At 57.0% G+C, this 12527-nt stretch carries 12 protein-coding genes; 3 read left to right on the forward strand and 9 right to left on the reverse strand.

From position 1 onward, the window contains the following. The first annotated feature begins 9 nt into the window (after positions 1-9). Entirely contained in the window at positions 10-474 is a 465-nt protein-coding gene (locus J7I84_RS01905) for a VOC family protein (protein WP_214939877.1), read from the forward strand. A gap of 864 nt (positions 475-1338) precedes the next feature. On the opposite strand, the gene J7I84_RS21990 is transcribed toward J7I84_RS01905, so the two are convergent. From J7I84_RS21990 to J7I84_RS01945, 8 genes are all read right to left on the reverse strand, one after another. After that, positions 1339-2001, reverse strand: coding sequence for an ROK family protein (locus J7I84_RS21990; protein ID WP_396020021.1), 663 nt, complete (start codon positions 1999-2001; stop codon positions 1339-1341). A 368-nt stretch (positions 2002-2369) separates the two neighbouring features. Then, on the reverse strand, positions 2370-3230 hold the full coding sequence (locus J7I84_RS21415; protein ID WP_214939882.1) for a carbohydrate ABC transporter permease: 861 nt from the start codon (positions 3228-3230) through the stop codon (positions 2370-2372). After that, positions 3227-4159 (reverse strand): carbohydrate ABC transporter permease, encoded by a 933-nt coding sequence (locus J7I84_RS01920; RefSeq protein ID WP_251045927.1) that lies wholly within the window; start codon positions 4157-4159, stop codon positions 3227-3229. The genes J7I84_RS21415 and J7I84_RS01920 overlap by 4 nt, the downstream gene beginning before the upstream one ends. Positions 4160-4207: 48 nt before the next feature. Next, positions 4208-5464, reverse strand: coding sequence for an ABC transporter substrate-binding protein (locus tag J7I84_RS01925; protein ID WP_214939885.1), 1257 nt, complete (start codon positions 5462-5464; stop codon positions 4208-4210). A gap of 319 nt (positions 5465-5783) precedes the next feature. After that, positions 5784-5939, reverse strand: coding sequence for a hypothetical protein (locus J7I84_RS01930; RefSeq protein WP_214939888.1), 156 nt, complete (start codon positions 5937-5939; stop codon positions 5784-5786). 1238 nt (positions 5940-7177) lie between these two features. Next, positions 7178-7507: an Lsr2 family protein gene (locus tag J7I84_RS01935; RefSeq protein ID WP_214939891.1), complete on the reverse strand. Its 330-nt coding sequence runs from the start codon at positions 7505-7507 to the stop codon at positions 7178-7180. A gap of 12 nt (positions 7508-7519) precedes the next feature. After that, entirely contained in the window at positions 7520-8194 is a 675-nt protein-coding gene (locus J7I84_RS01940) for a hypothetical protein (protein WP_214939894.1), read from the reverse strand. 131 nt (positions 8195-8325) lie between these two features. Next, on the reverse strand, positions 8326-8583 hold the full coding sequence (locus J7I84_RS01945; RefSeq protein WP_214939897.1) for a hypothetical protein: 258 nt from the start codon (positions 8581-8583) through the stop codon (positions 8326-8328). A gap of 680 nt (positions 8584-9263) precedes the next feature. Between J7I84_RS01945 and J7I84_RS01950 the strand changes: the two genes are divergently transcribed. After that, positions 9264-9683 carry a hypothetical protein gene (locus J7I84_RS01950; RefSeq protein WP_214939900.1) on the forward strand — a complete coding sequence of 140 codons (420 nt, stop codon included), beginning with the start codon at positions 9264-9266 and terminating at the stop codon, positions 9681-9683. A 606-nt stretch (positions 9684-10289) separates the two neighbouring features. Beyond that, positions 10290-11711: an SIR2 family protein gene (locus J7I84_RS01955; protein WP_214939903.1), complete on the forward strand. Its 1422-nt coding sequence runs from the start codon at positions 10290-10292 to the stop codon at positions 11709-11711. A 307-nt stretch (positions 11712-12018) separates the two neighbouring features. On the opposite strand, the gene J7I84_RS01960 is transcribed toward J7I84_RS01955, so the two are convergent. Then, entirely contained in the window at positions 12019-12417 is a 399-nt protein-coding gene (locus J7I84_RS01960; protein WP_214939906.1) for a hypothetical protein, read from the reverse strand. Positions 12418-12527: the final 110 nt, after the last annotated feature.

Below are 12527 nucleotides of genomic sequence, written 5' to 3' on the forward strand. Positions count from 1 at the left end.
GTGGAAGAAATGAAAACTGCAATTCGACATCATCACACTGCCCTGCACGTCACGGACATAGAGCGCGCCGCACGGTTCTACGTGGAAGGGCTTGGCCTTACCCGCGTGAAAGAGTGGACGTCGGGCCCATACATCGGCGAACTCTACGGCCGTCCCAACGTCAAGGTCAAAGCTCTGATGCTCACAACGGGTGACGGGGACTTCAACCTGGAGCTGGTCCAGGTGGAGGATCCGCCACCCGCCGTTAACCCCTCAGAGGCGCAGCCGGGAACGGCACATCTTGCCTTTACCGATATCGACGTGCGCAAGGTCTACGCCAAAATGACATCGCTTGGGTATAAGGCTCTGTCCGAACCGGTCGCGCCTGCCTCCGGCCCAGTTGCAGGAGGCCTGCTGATCTACATGCTCGATCCAGACGGCAACCGCGTGGAGCTAATTCAGGAGCCAGACTGGCAGCCAGGCGACAACTCTTGAGCCAAACCCCCGTGATGTAGCGGTTGTGGGGGAGCGGGCGTAGGAGAGGAATGTCGCATGGAAGCAGGAAAGAGGCTTCATGAATCCGGCTGGCAGGGGCCGCTGGTCATCAGACGAGCCCAAGGTCTCCGCGACAACAGGTGACGTCTCTGTCGAAAAACCGATCCAGATGGACAACACCGAGGTGATAACTCGTACGTCACCCGATGGATTGCCACGCGTGGGACAGAAAAACATCCCTCTGTATCGTGCCGTCCCCGGGATGCACGACACTTGCTGAACCCACCGTGGGAAGAGGGGCGGCGTAGTGGCCCTCTTCGGGAGCCGCCTGCGGCCGAACACAGACTCGCGATGTAATCCGACGCAGGCTGCTTGGCTGCACCACCCGGGTCGCAGTTGGATCCCATCGTTTGGGAGTCTGGGGAACGGGTTGCTTGCAGTGACCGCAGGAGCAGCCGTTAGAAGCCGCCCTCGAGTGCTCGGGTTCTCGTGCAACCCGCCGCTTTGGAACGGTCCGACGGTTTGGGCCTTGGGCTGCAGATGATCCTGACCTCAGCCGTGCGGTTAGGCTGCCGAAAAGAACCGAACAGGGGTCACAGCTGCGGTGGCCTGCCTGCCTGAAGGTCCAGGACCTTTGGGAACTGCTTTTTTGTTAGCTTGGCAGCAGCCGACCCATGTTCTCTCGCTGGAGGGCGAATTGGGTGGCCATAAACCCCTACGCCGACCAAGCCGGCTCTGAGAGGTTCAAGTGAACGGACGATGGTCAGGTCTTCCATGACAAGTGGCGCGGCTTCTGGTATATGACTTCCTGGATGCCGGCGATCAAATGCTCACCGGCGGTAGCGAGCCGACCACCGGTTGAGATTATTTCGAGGTTGAAGAGATTGATGCTGGTGCCCAGGATTCACCTAAATCGTTGTCCGGTTGACGGAGGGGACCGATGGCCGCGAGATTGCCGTTACGGGCCAGCTCAACAACATCATCGGCGTTCTCGGCTTTGTGTCCGGCCGCGGTAAGGGATTTTGCAATGGCGTGCAGCCAGCCAGGACAACAAGACATCCTTTGTTTCGGTAGACACAAGGAACGTCTGCGCCGCGCTGAACGGGGATATGTCCAATGGCGCCAGCAGTGCACTTCATTTCCCGGAGCAGGGTGCCGCGGCCAATCAGGGCCCGCGCCTATGCCGGTGGAACCTTCAACAGCGATCATTTCCGTCGCGGCAGGCCTCAACAGGTGTTCCCCCGGAGCTACCAGGTTGGCGCTGTTATTAACCAGGACGGGGACGTTGAAGTGACGGGATACGTAACCAGGAACGTCAAAGTGGCCCCAATCGGGAAGGTTCGTCGCGTTGTGTGGGCGGCCCCCGTCTCCCCGGCCCCTCTCGTCCAGAAGCGAACGGACCACCGCGATCGCTGCGTCCAGCACAAATCCTGGCCCGTCCGCCATCCGCGCATCGAATGTCCTGTCCGCGACGATCTCTCCCTGCAAGATCGAGAAGCGCCACGAGCCCGCCCTCCAGCAACTCATCGAGCCGAAGAGCGATGGTCGAACGTGCCCTTCCTGTCGTGTCCAAGAGCTCGCTCAGCGGGTGTGCCTGTTGGCCGCTGGGCAAGGTAATCCGGCTGTGCATTGCCGGCGGGCGGTAGGTGTTGCAAGCGAGTTCACGCTTGGTCCAGCGTCGTCGACACGCCACCTCATGCTGTGAGGACATCTGCCTTAGTTGGATGCACAGTCAGCCCTTGCAAGCAGCTGATGACGCACGCATAGGGCTCGTCAGAATCCTGTGAGTGCAGGCCCGTCGGCTTGGGCAAGAAGGCACGCCGCATGACCGCTTGGATGCGGTCATGCGGCGTGCCTTTCCAGGATGGGCGTGGGCAGCAGAACTCTTGCTGTGGTTATCCCTTGACACCGCCGGACGTCATGCCTGCAACAAACCAGCGCTGGAAGGCCAGGAAGATTGAGAGAACGGGGATGAAAGCAACGACGATGAAAGCGGCGAAGAGTCCCCAGAAGCTCCCGAAGCCGGTGGTTATATACCGCACAATGCCGTTCTGGACGGTCTTCATGTCTTCCGTGGTGGCGAGGACGGTGCCTACAAGGAAGTCGTTCCAAACGAATACGAAGATGAAGATTGCTACAGCAGCGATGCCGGGACGGATGAGTGGGAGGATGATCCGCCACAAGATCTGTATCCGGGAGCAGCCATCGATTGCGGCTGCTTCCTCAATCTCAACGGGGATGTTCTCGATGAAGTTGCGCAGAAACAGGATGGTCTGTCCACAAATGATGGCCGTGTAGACGACGATCAGCATCGGATAGGTGTTGATTAAGGCGGTTTTGACGAACATGGAGTACAGAGCGATGAAGACCACGATCGCCGGGACCATGGACAGCACCAGAATGCCGGTCATCAGAGCTTCCATGCGGCGGCTCCGGTACCTGGTAGCCACGTATGCCGCCGGAATACTGATGGCGAGAGCGAGCACGATCGAGCCGCCTGCATAGATGAGAGAGTTTGCGAAGAAGCGGATGTTGGTTGGGGTTAGCAGACCAACATAGCCCTCGGAGGAGAACGGGTCTGGTATCCACCTTGGCGGGAACTCAAGGGTATCCGAGGCAGTTTTGAGCGAGGTGGATACGATCCATGCAACAGGCGGTAGAACCACCGCGGCGGAGAGGATGACGTAGGCCCAGGCCGGAACCGCCCGAAGGGCCGCGCCGACACCGCCTCGACGGCGCGCGGTTGTGGTACTCACAGGCTTTCCTTCCGTCGGAAACGAATCGCGACAAGAGTGAGGACAATGTTGACCGTGAAAAGGAGGATGGCCGTTGCTGATGCCCCGGAGAGATCGAACTTGTCGAACATCTGGTTGTAGACCCGCATGGACAGCGTCTCGGTCGATCCGATTGGGCCACCTCGTGTCGTCACCAGGATGATGGTGACCATTTGTACATAGAGCATGAGAAGAACGATCACCACGGACACGATGGTGTTGCGCAGGTGAGGCAACGTGATGTTGACGAATGCGTGCCGGATGCCTCCGCCGTCCACTTTGAGGCTTTCATACAATTCCCCTGGAACGGTTTGAAGGGCGCCGAGAAAGAGGAGCATGGCTTGCGGGTAGGACCACCACGCCGTCATCAGAGTCACGGCGACGAGCGCACTGGTAGGTGAAGAAAACACATCAGTGGGACCGAATCCGAGGGACCTGGTGAGGGCGGAGGCTGGACCGTAGTTCGGGTTGAGGAACCAAAGCCAGATTGTTCCTGCTGTGGCCTGTGACATCAGCCAGGGCAGTAGGAAGAGGCTCCGGACAGAGCGCTTGAAGCGGTGGAGGTTGTTCAGCACGATCGCAGACAGAAGCCCGGCCGGCAAGGCAATAACCAAGGCACCGAGCGAGAATACCAGGGTCGTCCAGATGCGACTGGGCAGGTCAGAGTCCGAGAACAGCCGGACGAAGGAGTTGAGACCTGAGAATTTGCCGATCTGGTAGTAGGAAGTCTCGTGGAGGGCCGTCCACGCGGTGTAGATGAGCGGGCCCACAAAAACAAACAGGAAGACGGCGCTGACGGGGATGACGTAGAGCCATACCTTCCGATCCCTGCCGGCCCGGTGAGAAGCTTGGGTGCCTGAAGGGGAAACTAGGGTGTGGCGTGAGGTGCGGGTCGGGCTTTTTGTTGACATTATCTGTCCCTTCCGAGGGGAGCCCGATTTCTCAGGCTCCCCGACCGGCTACTTCTTGTTGGCCGCATCCTGCGCGGAATGGATAAAGTCGCTCCCCGACGAAGCGTTGAGGATCACTTTCTGTCCAGCCTGGGAAAGCCCTCTGGCCAGCGAGGTCCAGTTGCTGGAGTATGTGCGCGGTTTGCTATTGCTCTTGACGTAAGCAGCGATGTCATTGACCGTTTTAGCCTCAGGCGAGGAGAAGTACGGTTGCTGGTAGGTGGCGGCACGCGTGGGTACCTCGCCTCCGGTTGCCATCCGTGCAGCGGCTTCCGGACCGGTCATGTACTCGATGAACTTCCAGGCCGCCTCAGTGTGTTTGCTGCCGTTGCCTATCCCCAGGGTCCACCCGATGGTGGTGCCGGTGGTATCGCCGGTGCTTGCTTTCGGCAAGGCTGTCCACTTAAGGTCCGGATTTTGCGAGGCATAGGAAACTGCGCGTTCCGTGCCCATGATTGCCATCGCTACCGTACCGCTTGCCATGCCGTCAGCTACGGTGCCGTAAGTATCCGAAACGACGTTGCTTCCCAGAGCTTTTGCGTCCCGGAGTTTGGTAAGGAAGTTACCAAACTCCTCGCCCTTGGATGTCGCGAAATCTGCTTGGCCATCCTTGTTCCACATTTCTTGATCGACCTGCGTCATGAAGCAGTCGAAGAACGTACCGATAATGGCTGAATTGTCACTGTCCGAGAACCCGGTTCCGAAGCCGGTGAATCCCGCTGCGGCAGCTTTCCGTGCAACGTCGACAACCCCATCGTAGGTGGTAGGAACGGTCGCGCCGATCTGAGAAAGGATCTTCTGGTTGTAGTAGAGGGCGCAAGTGCGGTACTCGTAGGGCACGGCGACCTGCTTGCCGTCAGGACCGGCAAGAGCGTCGGTCGGGCGGAGCCAGTCAGTCACCTTGGAGGCCGCATCAGGCAGCGGGGAGTAAACGCCGGCAGATGCCATCTGGGGAACGACGGGAGTGTACATCTTAAACACGTCAGGAGCCTGACCGGCTGCCGCGGCCTGCGGCAGCCTGTTTAACATATCGCCCAGGGAAACAACGGACAGGTTGATCTTGATGTTCGGATTTGCTGCCTCGAAATTGGCAACGTTTTCCTTCAGGGCTTTAGAGCGCGGATTAGCCTGGCTGGGATCAAGGAAGTCCCAGTAATTCAGCGTCACAGGCCCCTCAGATTCCGGAGTTGAGGGGGAGCAGCCGCTGAGGGCAAGGCTGGCTACGACTGCTGTGACGAGTGCCAAGCCCCATCTCTTCTTGATCATGAATTTCTCCTGTGTGTGGGTTGCTGATGCGGGAGCATGCCGTACTGAAGACGACGCCTGCTCAATGTGGGGCTGCTACGGAAGGTCCGGGGATGAGCCAGTTGATCATCGAGTCTCTCCTTTGAGATCGGTTGAATTAACCATTAGTGAGATCGGTTGCTGAGATCGATTGCACTAAACATAGGGCTGAAGGAAGGCTCTGTCAAGGATTCCTTTTGATCGGATTTGGGGGTCCCGACTTCTCGGACCGTCATCGAATCTTTCGGTCTTGTGCTCTGCGCGATCGGGCGGCTCTGCACCAGTCTTATGAAGCGTATGGCTATCGCACCACGGAGATGTGTTCACCAGTGACGACGGAGCCGCCACCCGTGGTGTCGTTGGCTTTGCCGCCGCGGCCGGACACAACCCGTCCGTTGTAGGGCGAACAGAATGCAGCGGTGACCTTGGGGGAGACCCAATGGCCGTCTGTGGTCACGTGTTGTTGCAGGTTCCGTCTTGTCAGGGGGGCGCACAGGGTTGGTCTGACCCAGGCATGCTCTGGCGAGCCCGGGGATGATTAAGGTCTTTGGGGCATGCAGCCCCCGTCAGCGCCTTTTCCAGCTGCCAAAGCAAGTCGCCCTAAATGGTGCCGTTGAGAAGGGGAACAGGGGCCTTCTTTCCACGTGCGAAATGACCAACACCGAGGGATCGCTGCCGACGGCCTCCTTCCGCTGATCGCATAACTCCATCTCAATACCGCCAAGAGTCTGTACCAGCGCGCCGCCACACCGATAATAAAGATTCTGTCGGCCTGGGCAAGTCACCGAACGGCCCTTCTGAACAGTGTGGACATTGTCCACACTTTTCGTCTCGTACTGGGCCAAACAGCCTTTGGACTGGCCAGGATTCCGTATGTTTTCGCGGCCTCTCAGCGTTCTCAGGGCCTACAAGACAGTTCGAGTCCCACCTCGGGCACAGTGTTTCCGCAGGTCAGAAGCTTTTTGCCTTTGTTCTGTTGACAAAGCTTGACTTTATGGTGTTTTTGGCTGCCGGGAACCGGGCAACTGCCAGATGGCGCCCTATGGATCTGCTTTGGCCTTAACTTAGCAGGATGCTAAGCCTGGAGACCGCGGTGAGGTGGGAGGAGGGACTCCCGCCTCACCCACCGTCTACGTGCTTCCTCGACCGCAGCGATGGGTCGGCGGCCTTGAGCGTTCGCTCGCCGTGTCACCGGCGCCGCTCCAGGGCGGATTCGATCTCGTCGCCGGCGGTCATTACACGGGTTTCCTGGCCCAGCAGAGTTCCCGGCTCCCGGGCCCTTGCGGTCATGTCTGCGTCGCTTAGTGCCTGTTCCAGTGCGCCGGTCAGAGTCGCTGCGGTGAGCGATGTATAACGACACCGCCCCCAGGAGCGCCGCAGCCGCGGGCAACATGATCCCGTCGGTCTGGATGCATACTGCCGCAGGCACGAAAGCCGCCGCACCCGAGGTCACGGCGCCCTAGTCAGCCCTGTCGAGGTCGATGTAGTAGTCTAGTACAGGCTGGAGGAAGTCATTACCGACAGTCGCGGCATTAGCGCCGACGCCGGTCGCAAATACAAGGGAAAGTGCCACCGCTAGGCACACCAGAAATTTTTCGCATATTCCTAGCGTGGCACTGGGGGAATGGTGGGGCATCTAAAGAAAACAGGGTCAGAACTAGAATAAGTTCCGACCCCGTTTTAGTTTTGTAGCCTTTAGTGTGCCGCTTCGTACTTCTCGACGATTTCCGCCTGGATACGACCGCGGGTGTTCACCTGCAGACCCTGCTCAGCAGCCCAAAGCCGAATAGCTTTAGCCTCAGGACCCCCCTGAGAGGATTTGCTGCGAGCTGCCGGACGACCTCGTCCCCCAGATACCTTACGGCCGGCGTTGGTAAAGCGTTCAAGAGCCCGCCGAAGTTCGTTGGCGTGGCCCTCGTTCAGATCAATCTCGTATTCGCTGTTGTCCAGTGAGAAGCGGATTGTTTCAGTGGCTTCCGAGCCGTCTAGGTCATCGGAAAGAATCGTCACTACTTTTTGTGCCATGAAATAAGGCTATCACCGCTCGCCCTCGCTTTTATCGTCGGGCGACACGGATTCTAGGTTCATGAGAGATTCGGCACTCTTATCGATCAACTTTTTCAAGATATCGCCCTTGGGGAGATCTTCGTAGCTAGTAGTAGATGCCAGTTCGCCGTAACGCTCCATAAGATGCGTGCGGGCGACCCGTCGAAAGGCTAAAGCATCAATCTCATCATCTGCTCGCGCCTTCTTTAGCTGGCTATCCGTGAACCGGTTCCGAAGTACGATCCAACTACCCAGAATTGGCACGAGGGCGCCCGACATGTACCCCATCTGCAGGAACACTTCAAGTGGGCTATTGAGGGAGAGTCGCTGAATCTCAACTTGCCCACTGTGCTCGTTGCGCAATTCATCCAGCCAATCCGGATCAAGCCTTTCCTCTGCGGTAAGTGCCTCGCGGTCGTACTGCTCGCGAAGAGACTCGAGAAGAGTGAGGTACTCGAGCCCCTCAAGAGTCTCAACTAACTGGCTGAGAGAGTAACTCTGATCCGCGAATTTGAGGCGGATGCTTCCACGCGGCGTCTCCAGCTTTGGCGGCGGTTGAATGAATGAAGCTCGCAGCTCCGTGAATTCAAACCGTTGTTCTCGAAGATTTTCCTCTTCTATCCAATGATGAAAGAATTCATCTTCCTCTTCTTCTCCGCCTGGCACGATACCGCTCCCTTAGTTCCCCATTGTTGAGTCCGAATCATGCTACAGCCGGCCTTGCTCGCACCGTTCACCGCCACGCTCCCTTACGCCGGCGTTATTGATCCAAAATGCAGCGTTTGTTTGGTTACGGGCTAGAGCGGGCGGGTGTTTCGAGGCGAGGACGCCGCGTTGCTGAGTTCTACCCCGAAGTTGGTGTTGAGGAATCTGTAGCCGTCAGCCTTCTCCATAAGAAAATCGATGGCGACCAGCTCTTGCCAGCCCTGGTGTTTCTGCATGTAGAAGTCGGGGAGGTGGAGGTACGATAGCTCGGCCAATTCGCGCTTGCGGGCGCGGAAGTCTTCCTGGAACTCCATCGCCTTGGCACTCGCGATCCGGTTGGCCTCCGACATGACCCGATGCGTAAGCAGCACATGATAGATCTCGCCCAAGCCGTTCGGCGAGAATGGCAGGCGCGATATGACGGCGCTTGTTTACCTGCTCGCGGCGGTACTTGGGCGATTCGACCAGCGCGTCTACCGCGGCACGTAGCTGGGTCTAGTGCACCTCCGTACGGGCGTCCTCTACGGCGTCCTCCTCATTTTGCGCCGCCTGTACCCTTCCTGAATTTCCGTGAGTAGTGGAAGTACCCAATCGGCCTGAGCTGTCCATTCATACACGAGTTCGCTGGCTACCCACTTCACTGTCAGCGACATGAACGAGTCTTCGTAGACCTTTGCGCCCTCAAGCAGACGCTCGGCCCTAAGCGGCAGTTCTTCGTACCTTCAATGCTTCGAATCCTGCTCGTCCAGAACGCCACTGTCTCCACCGTGATAAAAGGAGCATTTGTCAGGACTGCTACGCGCAGCGCGTCGCCAACTTCAGCTTCAAACGGGTAAATCCGTACATCTGCTTCCCGAGCGATATCTACACCAGGAATGATCGCAAGGCTGGCAGTGCTGGCGTAGCTTGGAATGTTGGTCGCAATCTTAGCCAGGTCTGAGGAGGTGTAGGTGAAAGTCGTGCTTTACATATTAAGGGGAGGCTGCGACAAGCTGCATTTAGTATCGGAGGAATGTGAAACGATCAGGACATGAATCAGCTTCCTATCATGTTCTTCCAAGTCGCAGCCACGGCTATACCCACCCTTCTGATTGCTGTAGCGATAGGCATTAAACATGGGGACACGTATGCCGGATATTATGAGCGCGTCCAGGGACGGATAAGGTACCTCTATCCCTCGCTTACAGTCGCCATGGGCCTAGTAGTGGCCTTAGGCGAGTTTGCGGCCCTTCGCGCCATTGCGAGGGGTTCGGGAAACCATCTTGAGGCTGAGATGGTGTGGGGCGCTATTCACATTTGCCTGCTATTGATAGTCATTGAGCTTCTAGAGCCGTTCGGAAAAACCATGAAGCGTCCGCAGCACAAGCTGCTGCTGATGTCAATCTGCGTGTTGTGGATGGTTACCGCCATCTACGTCGCATTGATCATCTACGGCATCGTGCCCCTCTAGCTATTCACTGCATTGCCGAGGGTCTCATAATGCGGGGTACTTAAACGGGAACTCAGGCATTAGCCGTAAGAAACCTTTTCGAGAGGATGTCAGCGCCGATCTGACCCCCAAGGCTATGAACGAACTTAAGGCCGGCAAGGTCTTAGTTTCTGAGTTCGAGGGAAGGTGTACCGTGCTCGAGCTGATGCGCGTGGCAGAGTGCATGGCTGAGCACCTCTAGGCTGGGCTGCTGTTCGCTGCGAAGACGAACATTGGCCAGAGGACCAGCACAACTCGTTCGAATACCATCGTATGTGGGATTCGCTGACCATCGTGTCTGGAAAGACTGTTTGGATAGCAGCCATTTCCTCGGTCTTGAAACTTCTTGCGTGAACACGGGGGATAGCCCGTCTAAAGATCAAGTAATCACTGCAGCGTATAGCGGTTACTTATATAAAGTCGACAACCGCTCGAAGAACGTGCCTAGAGAGAAAGCGGCTATGATCGCATCATGAGCAAAGTCGCGGATTATTTGGAACCACACCTGCGTCCACTCGCGGACCCATCCTGTTCGTCGGTTCCGGCGTCTCGCGCCGCTATGTGGGGCTGCCTGATTGGGAAGGCCTGTTGAAGGTCTCCGCTGCTGAAACGCCTCATCCATATCAGTACTACCGGGGTGCCGCAGGTGGCGATTTTCCTAGTATCGCGTCCAAGATTGCTGATGCATTTTATGAGGTTTGGTGGACGAGTCCGAAGTACGAAGAGTCAAGAGCGAAATGGCAGGACCATGTTAGGGATGGTTCTTCGGCGCTCAAGATAGAAGTTGCTGAACTCGTAGGAAGCCTAGTAAACGGCATCTCCCTTTCCGACGGCCTTATTGAAGAGTTTGAGCTATTCAAAAAGGTTTCGGCGGAGGGCGTTATAACGACGAATTATGACTTGTTGCTGAATGAAGTTTTCCCTACGTATCGAACCTTCGTCGGCCAGGACCAATTGTTGTTCTCGGATACTCAAGGTATTGCAGAGATCTACATGATTCACGGTTCCGGTGCCGACCCGGGCTCTCTGGTGCTGACAGCTGACGATTATCAGCAGTATGACCGCCGTAACGCCTACCTAGCGGCCAAGCTAATGACGATGTTTGTCGAGCATCCAATTGTCTTTCTGGGCTACAGTCTCAATGATGCGAATATTCGCGGTCTACTGTCGTCACTGGTTGTTGGGCTCCGTCCGGAAAACGTCGACAAACTTCGGGATCGTCTTATTTTCGTGGAGTGGAAGCATGATGCCTCTCCCGAGGTCTCCGAGTCAATGATCTACATGGATGAGGTAAGCATCCCAATAGTTCGAGTCGTAGTTCCGGACTTTATAGAGCTGTTCCAAGTCCTCGGACAGCGTGAACGCGCACTGCCAGCTAGGGTCCTCAGGCATCTCAAGGAACAAGTTTATGAAATCGTCAAGAGCAAGGATCTTAAGGGCCGGCTCTTCGCCGTCTCCGACATTGATGCTGATGACGCAGCGGGGGATGTGGAGATCGTTTTTGGCGTCGGGGCTAAGATGACCGCCGTAGGAGTCGTGGGCCTTAGTCGTTACGACCTTATGGACGATGTTCTCGGGCATCCTGATCGTGATCTTCCCGCCGAAACAATAGTTGAGAAACTTCTACCGAAGATATCTGCTCCTACATACGTACCCTGCTTCAAATATTTGAACGCAGCTGGACTACTCAAGTCTGACGGCACTCCCGTTGCCTCTCAAAAGGTTCCTGCCAAGGTCCGCGCCCGTGCAGAAAAGATTCGTTCTGCGCTGGGGAAATTAGAGCAGCCAAAGAGCGACAAGACCGTCCCTGAGCTCGTTGCGGAACGCGATGAAGACTGGGTTTTCAACAATGCCTTGACCTTGCCCAGGTACACGACGGATGTCGAAGGGATTCGCGATTTCCTAATTGCGCAGACCGATCGTCGACGGCAGAACTGGTGGGGCACTCAGTATGGGAAACTGACGGTCGCTTACGACTGGCTCAAGTACGGACAAGCGACCGAGAAATAGAGGCGGGACACTTGCCAGCTTGATATTCGTACCTTAACGCGCTGGCGGTGTCCCTTGTTCACCCACTCCGTTAGTTGCAATGCGACTCTCGGTTGTCGGCTTACGCACTCTGCCGCATGAAGTTTCGAGTCATTTTTCGTTCACTGGAGGGAGTGCTCTGTAGGGTCAGTTTATGCTTCTTGCGTTGGCTGGCAACGCAGATAAACTTCGGGCCACAGCAAGCGTTTGATCCAGGTGATCTCCGAAATGCCCTTCCCTGGGATCTAGTTCCCGTTCTCATATGCCCGCGCAGAGGTCAACTGAGCAGTCAGCCACGCCCTGGATCCATTTGGCCGCTATTGTTAGATCTCGCGCAGGGGCCGCTGGCGGGTAGATCATGTGCCGCCGGTTCGACGATTGGTGCCTTGCGCCTTGACCGTGAGCTCGGGGTCGGCATGTTGCCGTTGATTATAAGGACGACGACGAGGCTGGGCGCCTCGGGGTTGTCGAGCCCGTGGAGCTTTGGCTCGAGCGTAAATAGGTAGTTTTCCGGGGTTCCTGGCGGTAAGTCTTTCGCGCTCATGTCCAGGATCGTGAGGATGGACAGGCGTGCGCCGTCCGCGGACGCGTACTGAGTCGGCTGACCGATATATTTTGGGGCGTTTTCGAGTGTGACCGGAACCTTCCGTTCGACCTTCAGCTCCGCGGTGATGCCGTCGTGACGCACGTCTAGGTGTATTACCCACGGACGTTAGGAATGCTCGGCGTGGATAGGTGACAAAAAGAAGACCTCCGAGTGGAGTGGGGCTTGTCTAAGAGTCCGATCCACAAGGAGGT

This window comes from Arthrobacter sp. ISL-85 (assembly GCF_018613675.1).
In the GTDB taxonomy this organism is placed as follows: Bacteria; Actinomycetota; Actinomycetes; order Actinomycetales; family Micrococcaceae; genus Arthrobacter.

What these genes read in the sequence shown, in the direction of transcription:
- J7I84_RS01905 (WP_214939877.1), top strand. Translation starts at nt 10, where the DNA reads ATGAAAACTGCAATTCGACATCATCACACTGCCCTGCACGTCACGGAC.
- J7I84_RS21990 (WP_396020021.1), bottom strand. Translation starts at nt 2,001, where the DNA reads ATGAGTTGCTGGAGGGCGGGCTCGTGGCGCTTCTCGATCTTGCAGGGA.
- J7I84_RS01920 (WP_251045927.1), bottom strand. Translation starts at nt 4,159, where the DNA reads ATGTCAACAAAAAGCCCGACCCGCACCTCACGCCACACCCTAGTTTCC.
- J7I84_RS01925 (WP_214939885.1), bottom strand. Translation starts at nt 5,464, where the DNA reads ATGATCAAGAAGAGATGGGGCTTGGCACTCGTCACAGCAGTCGTAGCC.
- J7I84_RS01935 (WP_214939891.1), bottom strand. Translation starts at nt 7,507, where the DNA reads ATGGCACAAAAAGTAGTGACGATTCTTTCCGATGACCTAGACGGCTCG.
- J7I84_RS01945 (WP_214939897.1), bottom strand. Translation starts at nt 8,583, where the DNA reads ATGTCGGAGGCCAACCGGATCGCGAGTGCCAAGGCGATGGAGTTCCAG.
- J7I84_RS01950 (WP_214939900.1), top strand. Translation starts at nt 9,264, where the DNA reads ATGAATCAGCTTCCTATCATGTTCTTCCAAGTCGCAGCCACGGCTATA.